The organism is Negadavirga shengliensis (genome assembly GCF_042652345.1).
Taxonomy (GTDB): Bacteria; Bacteroidota; Bacteroidia; order Cytophagales; family Cyclobacteriaceae; genus Negadavirga; species Negadavirga shengliensis.
In genome coordinates this window covers 42,045-59,128 of sequence record NZ_JBHSJJ010000019.1, presented here as the reverse complement: position 1 = coordinate 59,128, position 17,084 = coordinate 42,045, and the positions used below count along the sequence as shown (strand labels likewise).

At 46.4% G+C, this 17,084-nt stretch carries 12 protein-coding genes; 8 read left to right on the top strand and 4 right to left on the bottom strand.

The features are described from left to right. Nucleotides 1-11: 11 nt before the first annotated feature. Both ACFPFU_RS22865 and ACFPFU_RS22860 read left to right on the top strand, forming a co-directional pair. Nucleotides 12-1,493 carry a DUF1501 domain-containing protein gene (locus ACFPFU_RS22865; RefSeq protein WP_377068535.1) on the top strand — a complete coding sequence of 494 codons (1,482 nt, stop codon included), beginning with the start codon at nucleotides 12-14 and terminating at the stop codon, nucleotides 1,491-1,493. An 8-nt stretch (nucleotides 1,494-1,501) separates the two neighbouring features. Next, entirely contained in the window at nucleotides 1,502-2,956 is a 1,455-nt protein-coding gene (locus tag ACFPFU_RS22860) for a c-type cytochrome domain-containing protein (protein WP_377068533.1), read from the top strand. Nucleotides 2,957-3,111: 155 nt separating this feature from the next. Here the strand turns inward: ACFPFU_RS22860 and ACFPFU_RS22855 are convergent, their stop codons facing one another. From ACFPFU_RS22855 to ACFPFU_RS22840, 4 genes are read right to left on the bottom strand one after another with little or no spacing between them, the layout of a single operon-like run. Next, nucleotides 3,112-4,794, bottom strand: a complete 1,683-nt coding sequence (locus tag ACFPFU_RS22855; protein ID WP_377068531.1) for a hypothetical protein — start codon at nucleotides 4,792-4,794, stop codon at nucleotides 3,112-3,114. A gap of 15 nt (nucleotides 4,795-4,809) precedes the next feature. Continuing rightward, complete coding sequence (locus tag ACFPFU_RS22850; RefSeq protein WP_377068529.1) at nucleotides 4,810-5,967, bottom strand: DUF4249 domain-containing protein; 1,158 nt, start codon at nucleotides 5,965-5,967, stop codon at nucleotides 4,810-4,812. Next, entirely contained in the window at nucleotides 5,967-8,726 is a 2,760-nt protein-coding gene (locus ACFPFU_RS22845; protein WP_417575073.1) for a carboxypeptidase-like regulatory domain-containing protein, read from the bottom strand. The genes ACFPFU_RS22850 and ACFPFU_RS22845 overlap by 1 nt, the downstream gene beginning before the upstream one ends. Continuing rightward, a complete protein-coding gene (locus tag ACFPFU_RS22840) occupies nucleotides 8,719-9,435 on the bottom strand; it encodes a hypothetical protein (protein ID WP_377068525.1) in 717 nt (238 codons plus the stop codon). Before ACFPFU_RS22840 ends, ACFPFU_RS22845 begins: the two co-directional genes overlap by 8 nt. A 206-nt stretch (nucleotides 9,436-9,641) precedes the next feature. On the opposite strand from ACFPFU_RS22840, the gene ACFPFU_RS22835 reads away from it, so the two are divergent. The 6 genes from ACFPFU_RS22835 to ACFPFU_RS22810 all read left to right on the top strand — a co-directional run bounded on the left by ACFPFU_RS22835 (nucleotide 9,642) and on the right by ACFPFU_RS22810 (nucleotide 16,701). Continuing rightward, nucleotides 9,642-10,397: an LOG family protein gene (locus ACFPFU_RS22835; RefSeq protein WP_377068523.1), complete on the top strand. Its 756-nt coding sequence runs from the start codon at nucleotides 9,642-9,644 to the stop codon at nucleotides 10,395-10,397. Nucleotides 10,398-10,454: 57 nt separating this feature from the next. Continuing rightward, on the top strand, nucleotides 10,455-11,252 hold the full coding sequence (locus ACFPFU_RS22830) for a PhzF family phenazine biosynthesis protein (RefSeq protein WP_377068521.1): 798 nt from the start codon (nucleotides 10,455-10,457) through the stop codon (nucleotides 11,250-11,252). A gap of 101 nt (nucleotides 11,253-11,353) precedes the next feature. Then, the gene (locus ACFPFU_RS22825) at nucleotides 11,354-12,076 is read left to right on the top strand and encodes a DUF547 domain-containing protein (RefSeq protein ID WP_377068519.1); all 723 of its coding nucleotides are present in this window, start codon (nucleotides 11,354-11,356) and stop codon (nucleotides 12,074-12,076) included. A 4-nt stretch (nucleotides 12,077-12,080) separates the two neighbouring features. Beyond that, nucleotides 12,081-13,442, top strand: coding sequence for an NAD(P)/FAD-dependent oxidoreductase (locus ACFPFU_RS22820; protein ID WP_377068517.1), 1,362 nt, complete (start codon nucleotides 12,081-12,083; stop codon nucleotides 13,440-13,442). A 242-nt stretch (nucleotides 13,443-13,684) separates the two neighbouring features. After that, a complete protein-coding gene (locus ACFPFU_RS22815) occupies nucleotides 13,685-15,229 on the top strand; it encodes a 4Fe-4S binding protein (protein ID WP_377068515.1) in 1,545 nt (514 codons plus the stop codon). After that, nucleotides 15,229-16,701: a cellulose synthase family protein gene (locus ACFPFU_RS22810; RefSeq protein ID WP_377068513.1), complete on the top strand. Its 1,473-nt coding sequence runs from the start codon at nucleotides 15,229-15,231 to the stop codon at nucleotides 16,699-16,701. Before ACFPFU_RS22815 ends, ACFPFU_RS22810 begins: the two co-directional genes overlap by 1 nt. Nucleotides 16,702-17,084: the final 383 nt, after the last annotated feature.

Sequence of the window (17,084 nt, the reverse complement as noted above, 5' to 3'; positions counted from 1 at the left end):
ATTGCGTACCCATGAACCTATTTGAAGAATACCACTACCGTTCTTTACAGCAGCAGACCAGAAGGCATTTTCTGAAACAATGCGCTTCGGGTTTGGGTGGGATCGCCCTGGGTGCGATGATGGGCTGCCAGCCGCTTGCCTCCCAAAAAGAAGAAGCAGCGAAACAAGCTGCGGAAAACCTGGCTGCTAAACTGCCTCATTTTGCCCCAAAAGCCAAACGCATCATTTACCTCCATATGGCCGGGGCTCCGTCCCAATTAGAGCTTTTTGATTACAAGCCCGATTTACAGAAACTTGATGGCTTGGATTGCCCTCAATCACTTTTGGAAGGGAAAAAATTTGCCTTTATCCAGGGCGTTCCAAAAATGCTTGGCCCACAGGCTGAATTTAAACCGAGAGGTGAATCCGGGATGGTGGTTTCAGAGTTGCTCCCGCATTTTTCCAGCATTGCGGATGACGCTACCCTTATCAAGACCATGCATACCGATGAATTTAACCATGCACCTGCCCAGTTGTTGTTGCAAACAGGGGGGCCGCGGCTGGGCAGACCCAGTATGGGATCGTGGGTCACCTATGGTTTGGGGTCCGAAAACGACAACCTGCCGGGTTTTATCGTTCTTGTTTCCGGGGGCAATACGCCTGATGCGGGTAAGTCTGTCTGGGGCAGCGGTTTTTTACCCTCGGTGTATCAGGGGGTGCAGTGTCGCTCTGAGGGCGATCCCGTCTTGTATGTGTCCAATCCGGCGGGGATAGACGGAAAATTGAGGCGTCAAACCATTGATGCCATCAATAAGATCAACGAAAAGGAGTATAGGGAAATGGGTGATCCGGAGACCCTGACCCGTATCAGTCAGTACGAAATGGCCTTTAATATGCAGACCTCCGTGCCGGATGTCATGGATATCGCAGATGAGCCTACCTATATTCATGAAATGTACGGCACCGCACCCGGTAAAACCTCATTTGCCAATAACTGTCTGTTGGCCAGGAGGCTGTTGGAAAAAGGGGTGAGGTTTGTGCAGTTATTCGACTGGGGCTGGGATACCCATGGCGTATCGGAAAACGAATCGTTGGAGGTGGGGCTCAGAAAAAAATGCCAGCAAGTAGACCGGCCCATGGCAGCCCTGGTAAAGGACCTGAAGCAGCGGGGCATGTTGGATGAGACGCTGGTGGTTTGGGGGGGAGAGTTTGGCAGGACGCCGATGCAGGAAAACCGGGGTGGGAGAGTATGGCCGTTCAAAGGCCGGGACCATCACACAGAAGCCTTTCCCATCTGGATGGCAGGCGGTGGTGTAAAAGGTGGGTTTACGCTTGGAGAAACCGACGAAATAGGTTATTATGGTATCCGCGATAAGGTGCATGTTCATGATTTACAGGCGACCATCCTTCATCTGTTGGGGCTGGATCATGAAAAACTCACGTATTTCGCCCAGGGAAGAGACTTCCGGCTAACGGATGTTTCAGGAAAAGTAGTTCATAAAATCATTGCATAAAATAGCATATGGATCAATCAGCAGCAGATATTGTGATTTTCTTTGGCAGGTTCCACCCTTTGATCCTGCATTTACCCATTGGTTTTTTGGTTTTAGCCTTTTTGATGGCGTTTTTGTCCCGGAAAGAGAGGTTTGCTTACCTGCGGCCCGCGGTGGGGTTTGTTCTACTTTTGGGGGCCATCTCTGCATTGGTGACAGCGACGTTGGGGTTAATGCTGGCGCGGTCGGGAGACTACAGTGAGGACCTGCTGTTCATCCATCAATGGGCGGGTCTCATTTTGGTGATACTGGCCTTTTCTTCTTGGTTTCTTTACCGTCAAAAAGAAAAAAAATCCACGGACAAAATCCAAAAGGCATACTGGGCATCATTATTTGTAATGATGGTATTCCTCGCCGGAGCAGGTCATTACGGTGGTTCCCTGACCCATGGATCCACTTACCTGACGCAGTACATGCCCAATGGCCTAAGGGCATTGGCCGGTTTGCCTGCCCAGGAAAAAGGGCCTAAACTGATAAAAGACCTGAACGAAGCCGATGTCTTTGCGGATATCGTCCATCCGATATTGGAAATGCGGTGCAATTCCTGTCATAACGCCAGCAAGAAAAAAGGGGACTTGCAGATGCATACCCGGACTGCACTGATGAAAGGGGGTGAAAACGGGCCTGTTTTTGTGGCGGGAAATGTGCAGGAAAGCGAGCTCATCAGAAGGATCCATTTGCCCGACATTGATGATGACCATATGCCCCCTAAGGGAAAGACACAACTTAGTCCGGATCAGATTACCCTGCTGGAATGGTGGATCGATAAAGGGGCGCCTTTTGATAAAAAGGTAGCCGAAGTGCAGGTGAATGATGAAGTGAACGCCATTTTACGGACACTGGCCGATCCTGACGCTAACAAGACCGAGGTGGAAAAACTGCTGGCGTCGGGAACCGCATTGGCAGACCCCGAAAAGATCAAAGCCTATAAATCCCGGGGCATTTCCATCAAGCCATTGTCCAATAAAGAAAATTGGCTCCAGGTTACGCTGTATAAAAATGATCCGGTAAATGAGGTTTTAGGAGAGCTGGCGGAAGATTTTCCGGAGCAGATCACCTGGCTTGATTTAAAAGATACCCCACTGTCGGATGCCGGGATGGAGCATATCGCCAAATTTAAAAATCTTACCCGTTTGAGGGCAGAAAAAACAGGCATTACCGACAAAGGGATGTCTTACTTAAAGGAACTGCCTTATCTTGAGTTTTTGAACATTTACGGTACTTCCGTAGGGGATGAGGGTATCCAATATCTTCAGAACAGTCCTAATCTGCGAAGACTTTACGTCTGGGAGAGCAGGGTGTCGAAGAACGGCGCGGCCCGGCTTCAGGAATCCTCCAGCCAGTTGGAAGTAAATCTGGGTTTTGAAGTGACCGTGGTCGATTCTTTGACCGTGGAGGTGTTGCCTGTGGCGGTGGGGAATTGAAAGAGGTTGAAGCAGATTGATAACGGTAAAATTGGAGGGGGGTATTTTAGGGCCTATTTGCGTTCCGGGCTTTCTTGATTTCTAAATTGGATACCGGATATCCCGGTATCTACGGAATGCTCCCCACGACATGAAGAACAGATTATTTCAAATGTTTACTCATTTCTAGCTACCACTTTTATCAGCCGGCTTTCCTCTTTCCAGTTTTCAGTAGCGGGATTCCAGAAGGACGCCCTGATCTCATAATCCCCTTCCAGGTCCGAGCTTTGGAAAAGGATGGGGTGGTCTTCTTCACGCTTCCGGTTGGTCTCCCACAGCAATATGTTTCTAAAATCGGGGAAACGTCTGTTTTCCTGATTTTTAACAAATAGGTTCCCGGTGTTTTTTTGGGGCTGTATCCCCTGATATTCTATGAACAGGGCGTTTTTGGGCAAGTCGTATTTACCAAAATCGTTGTTGTAGGAGGTAAGGGCTATCAGTCCCTGAAACAGGTTTTCCTGAAAATAAAGGTACCGGTTCACGATATCCATCCTTTCGATTTCTTTTGGGTTGAATCTGGAAAATTCATCACTGTCAAACACCGGCATGCCGTCTACCAGTATCAAAGGGTTTTCCTGAAACAAGCGGTTGTACGGCAGGTTAAAATTTTTGAATATGGTTTTTCTGTTTTGACTCCTCACATAGACGCTGGGAACATATTCCCTGATGGTGGTGGCCATGTTGTCAAAACGGTTATAGTCATCCAACAAATAAGAATGGTCAGCAATAAACTGGAATGGGACAGTTGGGGGCGGCAGCATTTTCTCAGGCATGAAATACCTATTGGTGGCATGTGCCAGTAGCCTGTCTTCGATAAATTGTTTGGCCTCCTGGGTAAGGGAAAATCCGGGAAGATCGAACCCGGCTTTGGGCCTTTGGTCCCAAAAGGGGGATTCCAGCAGAAAATTCACCTGTTCTTCGGATTTTGATGATTGCACCACGACATAGTCAAAATGACTGAAAGCACCGGTTTCGAAAAAGAAGTCACCGTTTTGATTGGGCTTTCCCAAGAACAAATGGGCTTGCGTACCATGCGCGGACAGAAAAAAGGTCTCTGTAGTATCCACTTTGTCGGCAAGCAGTCTGCCCTTGATGATGTGGCCATATATTTCAGGCACGATTACCTTATCTTTTTTGATAGGTGCATATATGTCGTCAATGGCGTACGGTTTGTTTTCAAAATATCCAGGGAAGACCTTGGTAACGGATACGTTAAAATAAGGGACTGAACCTTCTTCAGGCTTTACGTTCATCACGATGGTTTCCGATGTCAACCAGGATGATTTTTCCAGTTGGATGAACCTGTTTTCACCTTCTTTAAAAGAAATGTTACGGATAGGTGTTTTTGATTCCGCCAGGATTCTGGGGGGATTTTGGGGGTTGATGATCGACAATACATGGTGGGAAATCCTGTGAGGGTTTTCCGCATAAGGGCTGTTGCGGGTATAAACCCGCAGTAAATAGTGGTCGGAAGGAAGCTGCTCCGGTACCTCCAGGTATCCATCCCCTTTGCCTTCTTTTAAACCAATCATTTGTTGTTTTACCGGATTTCCCCTTCGGTCCAGGATTTCGGCATACACAATTTTGGAGGGTGTGGGTTTACCTTCCAGCGTCACCAGGACATGCAGCCACAGGGTTTCTCCCGAAATCAGCACATGATCCGTCAAATGGACATGCACCGTTTCTTCCGGAGCTTTTTCCGATGCCATTGGCTTTGTCATGTCACTTTGCCCGATCGACGGGAAAATGGTTAATCCCGACAGCGATATCAATATGAAAAGGTTGATGAATATCCGCATAGTTACTTCATTTTCTTACTGGTCTTCCCAAAATTCCGGCCTGTCTGTGGTCCCGCCTCTCAACCTACAGTCTGTACATCTTCGCGGTGCGGCGAAATATTGACCGCAGGGATAAAACATCTCACAATATTCTATAATAGGCTCATACCCCCCATATAAAAAAAACTCCTCGTAATCCTGAACACCTATTGTATCCATTTCACATCCCCGATATTCCGCGATGACAGCTCTCCAGTTAACATCGCCTCTGTCGATGTAAATGGATTTTTCCACGGATTTTCCCGCGCTTATATATCCTATCACGGGTTCGTCGGAATTTTCTGCATTATAGAGGTTGCTGCTGATTCCTGAAGGCATGGGGCTAAAGATATCCCCGATATCATCGGAGTTACGCCTGATGCTTTCCCAGAAGGTAAAGGCTTCCAGGTTTATTGCTCTCTGTTTTACTTTGATGTGATACCTGATCCCGAGTTTTTCGGAAAGGCTGTCTATTTGCAACAGTTCTTTCTGAAAAATCTGATTGTTTTGGTATTTAGATGAGGACTCCAGAATGATTCTTGTGGAAAAGTCACCATCCCAGCATTGGTAGGCCATTTCATTCTGGTTTCTTACCACTACTTGGTTGGTGGTCGATTCATATCTGAACGCAGAGGCAAAGGGTGTGCGGTACATCCAGGTCTCTTCATACTCCCATCTGAAATAAGGGGCACTTTCATTGCCGAAAGTGTTGGCGTAGATTTTCAGATTGCCATCCCTTTTTTGGTAGGTGATATCGAAATCAGGGGTTTCGACCGGAACAATTTCTTGTGAAAAGTACTGCCGTCCCGGACCCAAATAGATACTCAAAACATAAGATTGGTTCCCGGGAAGATTGCCCTCCGTGTAGTAATACCCGTCCTCGTGCCATCCCATAGCCCAAACGCCTTCTGTAGTGCCCATAATATTTACCTGGGCGTTGATGAGGGGAGAGAAGGTTGTCTGTTGATATAGTGGATGGGTGCGGCTTAATTTGATGACACTGGTTCCCCCACCTACTTCCAGGTGTCCCTCTACCACGAGAATACTGTGGTCGAAAGTGGAAAGGTCCGGCTCATAGGGCTCCCGGCACCCATAAACCAGCAGGCCACCCACAAAAGCAAAAAACAAAAACGAGATTTTTACCATGTTGTCCATTAGAACCTGAAGTTATAAGTGATAAAAGGAATGGGCTGGGCAAAGATGGAGAGCTGATAGCCCTGGATGATGCCATTGATGGGTGCAAAATACACCGAATAGGGATTGCTTCTTCCCAACACGTTATAGACGCCCAATGACCACGAGGCATGGGCCAGCTTTCTTATCTTATGGTTGCCTTCTAAGTTTACCGAAATATCCACCCGGAAATAATCAGGGATGCGATAGGCATTTCTGTCGGAATAATAGACCCGCTCAGATCCACCGTAATTGAATTTGGCTATGGGTAACGTGATGGGCCTGCCCGTGCTGTAGTTGGCGTTAAGGGAGGTGTTGATTCTTTTGGTAAATTCAAAATTGGCCGCGGCCATCACGTCATGTGGCTGGTCAAAATTACTGGGGTAAAAACGTCCCCTGTTGATCTTTTCCCCCAAAACGTTGGGATTGGTTCTGAAAAGCGACCTGGAATAGGTATAGCTGACCCATCCGTTGAGTTTTCCTGTCGTCTTCTTTGCCATCAGTTCGATCCCGTAGGCCTTGCCATCGGTATTCAATATATCCTGCTCTACATCATTATTGAGGATAAGTGTGGCCCCGCTTCGGAAGTCCACCAGGTTTCTCATTCTTCTGTAGTAAACCTCTACGGAGGTCTCTATGGTATTTTCTTTGAAATTTTTAAAGTACCCCACCGCCAATTGGTCTCCTATCTGCGGAGCCAGGTGGGGGTCACTCATTTTCCAGGTATCCGTTGGCGCTATGGCGGCGGTATTGGTGATCATGTGGATGTGTTGCCTCATGGTATTGTAGCCTGCTTTGATGGAGGTGAAATTATCCAAGGAATACCTGGCTGAGATCCTTATCTCCGGACCATGATAGGTGTTGATGATTTCTCCGGAGTCATACACTTTTTCCCCTGTTTTTGTGGTTTCGGTTTTGATGGTACCCACCGGGTATTCATTGACGGTATTGGGGCCCAGGTAATTGTACAGGACATATCTTAAACCATAATTAACGAGCACTTTGGGGTTTATCTCATGCTCGTTACCTATATAAAAAGCGGATTCCAGGGCTTTTTCCTGGCGGACCTGTTGGGGGATAAGAATGGATTCAGGGCCTTCCGGTGTAAGCCTTCCAGGATTGAGATTATACAAGATGTGGTTCATGCCGAAGCTCAACTTGTGTTTTTCGTTGAGCTCGTAGGTGAAGTGGTTTTTCCAGTGACTTTGGTCCATGCTGAAACCGAAGTTGAATGAATTCAAAGCATCCTGTAGGCTCAGGATACCAAATCGATATTGGTCATGGCCGATGCTGATTTCACTTTCCAGGCGGTCGTTGTAATAATGGGTCCATCCCATATTGAAGTTGAGGTTTTGGTACGAAAAGGACGTGTCCCGGTCAAAACGGAAAGCATCCTGGCTCCAATAGGAAGTAAAGGCGAGTTCATTTTTCCTGTCGATGGTCCTTTTTATATTGAGATTCAGGTCATGGAAGGAAGCCCTGCTGTCTCTGAACTCCGATTCTTCGTCCAGCATGCCGAACAGCCAGTTGGAATAAGTGCTCCGGCCTCCAACCGCAAACGTGGTGAGAGAATCCAATGGACCCTCCAGGTATAAACGGCTGGTCATAAGGCCAATACCGCCACCACCGGATAGCTTTTCTGAGTTGCCGAATTTTGCTTTTACATCCAGCACGGAGGAAAGCCTGCCCCCGTGCTGTACGGGGACACCCGCTTTGTACAAATCCACCTGGCTCACCATATCGGGATTGAAAGCCGAAAACAAACCAAAAAGGTGGGTAGGGTTGTATATGGTTGCATGGTTAAAAAGGATCAGGTTTTGGTCAGCGGCACCACCTCTCACATTGAACCCTGCACTGGCTTCCCCCACGGTTTTCACACCAGGGAGGGTCAATACCGCGCGCAACACATCCACCTCTCCGAGTACCGCCGGGATTTTTTTCAATGATTGTACGGTTATGGAGGCCATACCCATTTCAGGCCGCTCAATGTTGGCGGACCGCTCCGAGGTGACCGTCACTTCAGATAAGGAAATGATATTATCGTCCATATCCACGTTGAGTGTACCATCACCCAGTATGTTGACTTGCCGTTGTTCCTGATAAGCTCCGAAATTTTGGAAAATCAGGGTATGGCGGCCTTTGGGCAAGATAATTTCAAAACTGCCATTTTCGTCAGTAATGGTCCTGAATTGCCTGTCGGATGTATATACCAAGGCGCCGATTATGGGCTCTCCCGATTCATAACTTTTCACGATTCCTCTCAGTCTCCCCTCTGTGCCGGAAATGCTCCTGCCACCTGTACCGATTTCCCAAAGCCGGTTCTTGGCAAAAATTCTGTCTTCTTTTTCCTTCGGGTCGTCCCGTTCGGGTTCGTCGGTGGGTTCGGGTTTTACTGTGAAATAATCTGCGGGGAGCTTTACGGACAAAGGCCTGCCTTTGCTGATAAACACCCTGTTTTCCCGGTCAATGCTGAAATGGAGTTCTGATCCGCGCAGAATGTTTTCGAGGACTTCCTCTATGGTTGCGTTGCTCACGCTGATATTGATTTCGAGGCTGTCCGTGTCGGACTTGCTAAAGTAAAACCGGTAGGGGGATCTCTCTTCAACCATCTGGGCAAATCTTTCGAAGCCGATACCGGCGAAAATCCCGCTGATTTGCTTTTCCTGCGGCGTCTGTGCTGATGTTTCAGAGATAATGGTACACGCGATTACTGTCAGTGTAAAAAGTAGAATTTTATTCATATCCATTCTTTTTTTCATTGGCCAACAAAACCAAGGTTTTCAGGTAATCCTCTTTGTGTTTTTTGAATTTGTGCCCCTTTGATTTTAAAAGCTGTTTCGCTTCCTTTTTTGGAAGATGCAGCAATTCAAATACTTTTTTCTTTCTTGGAGCCGGAACCAATTTGCCGTCTATTTCAAAGAAAAATTTCTGAATCTCGTTATAATATCTCCTTAGTTCAATGGTTGAGGATTCCTGTTTTTTTTCCTTGGCATGTTTGCAGTAAAGACCGATATCTCCTTTGACAACCTCTCTGTAGAAGCCGTTGTTATGGTAATAGTATCCCGGATTTTCATTTTTCCTCACAAAGGTATCTCCATTGTGGAGTTGGAACTTTTCTATTTTGAGGTGGTTCAGAATCATTTTCTGCATGAAAATAGGGGAGAAGCTGATCAAAAGATCGTCCCAGATGTCATATTGAAGCGGGATACCGTCAAACGGGTATCCGCTGATCATCACCATGCCGTTTTCCATTTTATTGGTTCCATAAAAGGGATGCCCTTCCAACGCCCTTCTCAGTTCGACATATTGCCCGGCGACATGGATATCGGGGAAGTAGGCAATGATCTGGTTATAGGTGTTTAAAAGCAGGGGCTCTGTGTCAGGGGTTTGGGCCTGTAAATTTCCCAAATGGCCGAATATCCACATTAGTAAAAGTAGGCGTCTATTCATCTTATTCGTTTGAAATTGAAAATAGCAAATAAAAATATAAGATTAGTTATTAAGACGTAAATTTTATAATAAATGTCTTGATTATTAGGGAAATAATTTAAACTATTGCCAAAACGGAAGGTTGGACCAAACCATAATGTTTCAAATGGTGTTTATAAACTACAATCAACTTGATCCCTACAGTTTGTTTTTAATTTTTATTTGATATGATAAAAAAGGAGGAAAGGAAAATACTGCCATTGATCAATCCCGAGGAAGAGGCGTTCATGGCAGGACCTCAAAGCAGGATCAAAGATCTCAAATTCGGACTTAAGGTTTTGATGGAGTTCATCAGAGGCTTCAGGATGCTTCATTTTGTAGGGCCTTGTGTCACGGTTTTCGGTTCTGCCAGGTTTGAAGAAAAGGATGATTACTATCAGTTGGGTATCCGGGTGGGCGAAAGTATCAGTGATATGGGGTTCACCGTCATGACTGGAGGCGGGCCCGGTATTATGGAAGCAGCCAACCGTGGGGCCAAAATGGCTGGTGGAAAATCGATCGGATGTAATATCATTTTGCCGTTTGAGCAATTTCCTAATAAGTTTCTGGACAAGTACATGAACTTCAAATACTTTTTTGTGAGAAAGGTATTGTTGTCAAAGTACAGTTATGCCTTTGTTGTGCTGCCGGGAGGTTTTGGTACCCTGGACGAACTTTTCGAAGCCCTTACTTTGATCCAGACGAGGGTGATGAAAAGGTTCCCGGTGATACTGATGGGCAAAGAGTTCCACCGGCATCTATATGACCATATCCATTATATGGCTGAAATCGGTACGATCAGTGAACATGATCTGGATCTTTTTCTGTTGACTGATTCTGTCGAAGAGATGGAAGAACATTTGAAGAAATATGCGGTGGAAGAATTCGGCCTCCGGAGAAAGGATCCGGTTATGCCTTCTAAAATTTTGGGTGAGAAGTATTGAAAAAATCACTAATTTTAGGAATAGTCCAATTCTCCTGTTACCTAAACCCTTCCAGCGATGGAATTACCTATTGTCACTGTAGACGCATTTACTGACGAACCATTCGGAGGAAATCCTGCTGGGATTTGCCTTTTGCCGGGTGAACTGTCCGATGAGGGTATGCAGCTCATCGCTGCGGAACTTAACCTGAGCGAAACCTCTTTTCTGGAGAAAATAGCTGATCAGGAATACTCCCTGAGATGGTTTACACCTGAAAGAGAGGTGGATCTTTGTGGCCATGCCACCCTAGCTTCAGCTTTCCTGCTTTATACGGAGGAACTGGCCGACACAGAAAAGGATTTGATTTTTCATACCCGTAGTGGGAAGTTAATTGGTTCACTTGAAGGAGAAGAAGTGAAGCTGGATTTTCCTTTGATTCCGACGGAGTCAGGCACGCATCCTTATTTTTCCAACGATTTTTTTGGACAAAAAGTGATCTCAGGAGCCCGGCTTGCCAGAAACTGGATTCTGGAACTGGAACATCACCGTGCCGTGGAGTATGTCCAGCCTGACTATAATATCCTCTCCCTTCACAGCGAAGAAGGAATCATCATCACTTCTGAAGGAGATGGTGAATATGATTTTTGGTCCCGGTATTTTGCCCCTAATTTAGGCATCAGGGAAGATCCGGTCACCGGTTTCGCCCATTGTGCGCTGGTGGATTTTTGGCATAAAAAAACGGATAGACATTCGTTTAACGCCTATCAGGCGAGCAAGCGTGGAGGAAATATGCGCTTGCAGAAAATGGGGGACAGGGTCTTCATCTTTGGCAAGGCGGTGAAGATGTTTGAAGGGATGTTGAACATCAACATTTAATCGAATGGATTTTCGCTTATTTTTACCAACCTGAACCGAATAGCGATATTGATATCATGTGGCAAACCCCAACCCGCCTGCTTCTTATTTTATTTTTTTTAATGATGAATGCATGTCAACGCCGCTCCCCTGAAAATACCGAGGCCCCGGTTCCCAGCCACCATTCCTGGTCAGCGCTTTTGCAACAGCATGTGGGCGATATGGGGAAAGTCGATTATATGGGTTTTATTGGGGATAAAGCAGCACTGGAAGCCTACCTGGATCTTCTTTCCGGTCATCCTCCCGACCCAAAAAGTTGGAGCAGGGAGGAACAACTGGCGTATTGGATCAATGCCTATAATGCCTTTACGGTAAAGCTGATTATAGACCACTATCCTATCAAAAGCATTACGGATCTCCATCCCAGGTTTAGGATCCCCATGATCAATACAATCTGGCACAGGAGGTTTTTCCGGATAGGAGGCCAACGGTTTAGCCTGGATCGCATCGAACATAAAATACTAAGACGGGAATTTGATGAACCCAGGATTCATTTTGGGATTAATTGTGCGTCTTATTCCTGCCCTCCCTTGAGAAATGAAGCCTATGTGCCGGAGCGAATCAACGGGCAGCTCGATGACCAGGCCAGAATTTTCATCAACAATGAAATCTGGAATATCATTAAGAATGACGAAGCCAAAATTTCCCCGATATTTAAGTGGTTTCAGAGTGATTTTACCAAAAAAACGAGTTTAATATCCTATCTTAACCGGTATTCAGACAATCGATTGGAAAGTGATGCGAACATATCCTATATGGATTATGATTGGCGTTTAAATGAGTAAATAAATGGCAGGATTCTGTGATCATAAAAGGGACAGGCACGTGGTGATTATAGGAAACGGCATTGCAGGCATCACCTGTGCCAGGCACCTGAGAAAGAAGGACCATCATGCCCGCATCACCATCATTTCAGGAGAGACCCCTTATTTTTTTTCCCGTACCGCCCTTATGTACGTTTATATGGGGCACATGAGGTTTGAACACATCAAACCTTATGAAGATTGGTTTTGGAAAAAAAACCGGTTTGATCTTGTTCATGAATGGGTAGAAAAGGTTGATTTTGAGAAAAAATCCATCGTACTCGGCAACAGGGAATTGGCTTATGACATTCTGGTTCTGGCCACCGGGTCCAAACCCCGGATGTTTGATTATCCGGGGATGGATTTAAAAGGCGTACAGGGACTTTATTCTTTCCAGGATCTGCAAAGGATGGAGAAAAACACTGAAAATATCCAAAAGGCAGTGGTGGTGGGCGGAGGGCTCATTGGGATAGAATTGGCCGAGATGTTGAAAACCAGGAAAATAGCGGTGACCATGTTGGTCAGGGAAAACAACTATTGGGACAATGTGCTGCCCGAGGAAGAGGCGCGCCTGATTAACAGACACATAAGGGAGCACCATGTGGACCTTCGGCTAGGCGTGGAGCTGAGAAGTGTGGAAGCGGATAAAGAAGGGAAAATAAGCGCAGTCACTACTTCTTCGGGTGAAGAAATTGCCTGCCAGTTTGCGGGGATAGCGATAGGCGTGAAACCTAACATTGACCTGTTCCGGGAATCTCCGTTGGACACGGGGGAGGGCATTCTGACGGATGCCTGTTTTAGAACCAATGTGGAAAACGTATTCGCGATAGGGGACTGTGTGGAATTCAGGGATATTCCCGGTGCGGATCGTAAAAAGATTGAACAGGTTTGGTATACCGCCAGGATGCATGGCGAAACCCTGGCTTATAATCTGACAGCCGATAAGCCGGTAAAATACTCACCCGGTGTGTGGTTCAATTCAGCCAAATTTTTTGACATTGAATACCAAACCTATGGATTCATCCCGCCGGTCCATGTAAAAGGACAGCGGAGTTTCTACTGGGAACACCGCGAAGGCAGAATGTGCTTCAGAATGTTGTATGATGATCGATCCAAGGCTATTTTGGGTATCAATTCCCTTGGCATGAGGTGGAGGCATGCTTTCTTCGACAAAGCGATCAGGGAGGGCTGGCATATAGATAAGGTGATGCAGGGTTTGGAGCAGGCCAATTTCAACCCCGAATTCTTTGAACCCTATTATATGGAGATCATAGAAGCCTACAACCAACAATACGGTACGGCGATCAAAACAAGAAAACGGTCTTTCCTGTCCCGCTTGTTCAATTGATTGCTCAAGAAATAGGTAATTTGCAGTCGCTTCGGGATAGCAATAAAAAATGGCAACGGGAAAATAATATAATGTGAGTGGTATGAACAGTGTTTTGTGGTGGTTGTCGTTGTAGTGGTTGTCATGGTTGTCGTGGTGGGGGAGTGGAATTTGGTGGGGTCGTAGGTTTTCGCAGTTTACAAGCTATCCCGACTTGAGTTGCAGGACAAGTTATGGCTGATTAAATAAAAAAATATAAATAGATGAAATATATTCAGGTCTTCGGTTTGGTTCTTTTTGTGGCAGGGTTGCTGCTTTTTTCCCTACTTCCCTTTATAGGGCAAAACACCCTGACAGAGGAGGTATTGTTGGAAAATGCAAGAGAAGATCACGCAGCCACTTTGCTGGATGTGTTCTCCAAGGTTATGGATAAAACCTACGGTTCCCATATCCGCTTCATCAGTGACATCAACGGGTTGTTGGATGCCCATAACGAAAACCTGAAGGAGCAGGAATTATGGGATGAGGTGATTTGGGATGATTATGCTTTTATCCTTACCAAAGCTTCTGGTCATGGCCCTGTTCAGGACAAAACCGGTCTGTTTTTGGTTCTGGCGTTGATTGTACCTATTGCCGGGGCGTTGGCATATATTTTTCCCATGTATAGAAATGAACCGGAGGGCATAAAAAACGACCGCATATATTTTTCTGCCATGAAGGCACGGGGCTGGCTTGGAATAGTGACGGGAACCTACCTGATTCTTTTTTACATCATTTTGTACTGGTTTCCGGAATACATTGCCAATTCCATTAAAATTTTTGACCCGGTAAGTTTGTTTCTTTCAGGAAATGAGGCAAGCCAATGGTTCATGTACGGTGCGCTATATACCCTGGCCATATTGGTAATGGGTGTCAGGATATTCAGGAAGTACAGAGGCAATACCCACCAGATCATCCGCACCGTTTCCGTCATGTTTTTTCAGTTGTCATTTGCCTTTTTGATACCCGAGATGCTGGTAAGGTTCAATAAACCCTGGTACGATTTTAAAAATATCTGGCCATTGGACTATTCGTTCTTTTTTGAATACCGGATCAGTGAAATGCTCAGCAGCGGGACTTTGGGATTATTCATATTGTTTTGGGGCATTCTTCTCATCATATTGTCTGTTCCCATACTGGCGTATTTCTATGGAAAGCGTTGGTACTGCTCCTGGGTGTGTGGATGTGGGGGTCTGGCGGAGACCCTGGGAGATCCTTACCGCCATTTGTCCGACAAAAGACTTAAGGCCTGGCAGATTGAAAGGTATATGGTCCACGGGGTGTTTGTTTTTGCAATCGTCATGACCGCGGTAACCATCTGGAACTATTTCAGCGGTTTTGCCCTGTTGGGTGAAGCCACCGATATGCTGCACCAATGGTACGGTTTTCTGATTGGTTCAGCTTTTGCAGGGGTGATAGGTGTGGGCTTTTATCCATTTATGGGAAGCAGGGTATGGTGCAGGTTCGGTTGTCCCCTGGCAGCTTATCTGGGCATCGTGCAGCGTTTTAAATCCCGGTTTAGAATTACCACAAACGGCGGGCAATGCATCAGTTGTGGCAACTGCTCCACTTATTGCGAAATGGGTATTGACGTAAAATGGTATGCCCAAAGGGGGCAAAATATAGTAAGGGCTTCCTGCGTCGGGTGCGGAGTCTGTTCCGCTGTATGTCCGAGAGGTGTGCTGCGGTTAGAGAACAAAGAGACGAAGGGAAGGATCAACACCCACCCGATTATTATAGGCAATGATTCTATTGAGGTAAAGAATTGATGAACTGGATATATTTGTTGATTGGTGTGTACGGAATGGCCATGGCCGGGATTTTTCTTTACAGCCTTGTGCAGGGCCATCTGTTATGGCAGTTTCTTAAAGTCGCGGGACATCACCGGGAACAGCCGGTTATAAATGAAAACGACTGGCCCCGGGTTACCGTTCAACTTCCCATATACAACGAAAAGTATGTGGTGGAAAGACTGCTGGATGCCGTGGCCGCCCTGGATTATCCCGCCGGCAAATTGGAAATTCAGGTGTTGGATGACAGCACGGATGAAACCACCCTGATTATCCGTCAAAAATTATCGGAATATCCGCATCTGGATCGCCGCCATATACAAAGAACAAGCCGGCAGGGTTTTAAAGCCGGGGCATTAAAAGAGGGCCTGAAGACCGCGAAAGGAGAGTTTATTGCCATTTTTGATGCGGATTTTGTGCCGGACAAGCTGTTTTTGAGAAAAACCATACCTTATTTTGCCGACAAAAAGACAGGTATGGTCCAGACACGATGGACCCATCTCAACAAAAATTATTCTTTGCTCACCCGGTTGCAGGCATTTGCTTTGGATGCCCACTTTCTGGTAGAACAGGTGGGGAGGAATGCACAACACGCCTTTATTAACTTCAATGGAACTGCCGGGGTCTGGCGCAAAACCTGCATTCTCGATGCGGGCAACTGGGAGGCAGATACGCTGACCGAAGACCTCGACCTGAGCTACCGGGCACAAAAATCCGGTTGGGGTTTCCTTTATCTGCCGGAGGTCGCTTCTCCTGCTGAACTTCCCCCTGTGATGAGCGCGCTCAAATCCCAGCAATACCGGTGGACCAAAGGAGGGGCCGAATGTGCCAGGAAGCACCTTTGGTCGGTGCTGTCTGCTGGATTCCCGCTCAAGACAAAGGTCCATGCCACGGCCCATTTATTGAACAGCACGATTTTCATGGCCATTTTGACCGTGTCCCTGTTGAGCGTGCCGATCTGGGTGTTGGGCAATATGGATCTGCTGCCGCCATGGATGTGGGATTATGGTTATCTGTTCATGATAGGATTTGTGATCATCAGCCTGGTGTATTTTGTGGCCAACAGCTATGAAGAAAAAAAATGGCACAGGAAGCTGTTCCAATTTATCTGGCACCTGCCCCTGTTTTTGGCGGTTTCCATGGGAATGGCTTTACACAATTCCATTGCCGTCTGGGAAGGCCTCACGGGGAAAAAGACGCCCTTTATCAGAACACCCAAGTTTAATCTGTCCCAAAGCAATAGCAATTGGAAAAGCAACCGCTATTTGAATTTCAACCTGCCGGTAAGCACCTATGTGGAAGGGGGAATGGCCCTGCTTTTTACCGTGTTGGTGGCGGTTAGTTTTGTCTCTGGGCTTTTCATCCTGTTGCCTTTCCATTTGTTTTTGGCAGTGGGTTATGGCCTGGTGTTTTTGATGTCTTACCGGTCGAGGTTGAGAGCCAAGACGTGAGGCGCAAGATGCAAGACAAACTTGACATGTCCCAATATATATCCATTTTTAAGTTAATGAGAGCCCAGGGCTAATTAAGAAAATAATTTGTCATTCAGAAATACTTAGCTACCAAATGATGTCAGACTTTCATTTAACGAGCAATCGACCTAAGCGGGTGGGTTGGTCCCGGTCGACCGGGAGGCCGGAGTTGGCTCTGCGGGGGGAAGGATTTTTTTGCCTTGATCTTTGTGGTATCCCGAAAGCTTGCGCATCGGGACCAAAAAGTACAGAAAAGAAAAACTTTACTAGAAAACAAGGAACTACCCTAGGCAAAAGACCTTTTTTACTCCGAATATTCGCTAAGTTGACAGCCATTGGCACATTATCGGGAGGAGGTATAC

What these genes read in the sequence shown, in the direction of transcription:
- ACFPFU_RS22830 (WP_377068521.1), top strand. Translation starts at nt 10,455, where the DNA reads ATGGAATTACCTATTGTCACTGTAGACGCATTTACTGACGAACCATTC.
- ACFPFU_RS22810 (WP_377068513.1), top strand. Translation starts at nt 15,229, where the DNA reads ATGAACTGGATATATTTGTTGATTGGTGTGTACGGAATGGCCATGGCC.
- ACFPFU_RS22815 (WP_377068515.1), top strand. Translation starts at nt 13,685, where the DNA reads ATGAAATATATTCAGGTCTTCGGTTTGGTTCTTTTTGTGGCAGGGTTG.
- ACFPFU_RS22825 (WP_377068519.1), top strand. Translation starts at nt 11,354, where the DNA reads ATGATGAATGCATGTCAACGCCGCTCCCCTGAAAATACCGAGGCCCCG.
- ACFPFU_RS22845 (WP_417575073.1), bottom strand. Translation starts at nt 8,726, where the DNA reads ATGAATAAAATTCTACTTTTTACACTGACAGTAATCGCGTGTACCATT.
- ACFPFU_RS22840 (WP_377068525.1), bottom strand. Translation starts at nt 9,435, where the DNA reads ATGAATAGACGCCTACTTTTACTAATGTGGATATTCGGCCATTTGGGA.
- ACFPFU_RS22865 (WP_377068535.1), top strand. Translation starts at nt 12, where the DNA reads ATGAACCTATTTGAAGAATACCACTACCGTTCTTTACAGCAGCAGACC.
- ACFPFU_RS22835 (WP_377068523.1), top strand. Translation starts at nt 9,642, where the DNA reads ATGATAAAAAAGGAGGAAAGGAAAATACTGCCATTGATCAATCCCGAG.
- ACFPFU_RS22820 (WP_377068517.1), top strand. Translation starts at nt 12,081, where the DNA reads ATGGCAGGATTCTGTGATCATAAAAGGGACAGGCACGTGGTGATTATA.
- ACFPFU_RS22855 (WP_377068531.1), bottom strand. Translation starts at nt 4,794, where the DNA reads ATGCGGATATTCATCAACCTTTTCATATTGATATCGCTGTCGGGATTA.
- ACFPFU_RS22850 (WP_377068529.1), bottom strand. Translation starts at nt 5,967, where the DNA reads ATGGACAACATGGTAAAAATCTCGTTTTTGTTTTTTGCTTTTGTGGGT.
- ACFPFU_RS22860 (WP_377068533.1), top strand. Translation starts at nt 1,502, where the DNA reads ATGGATCAATCAGCAGCAGATATTGTGATTTTCTTTGGCAGGTTCCAC.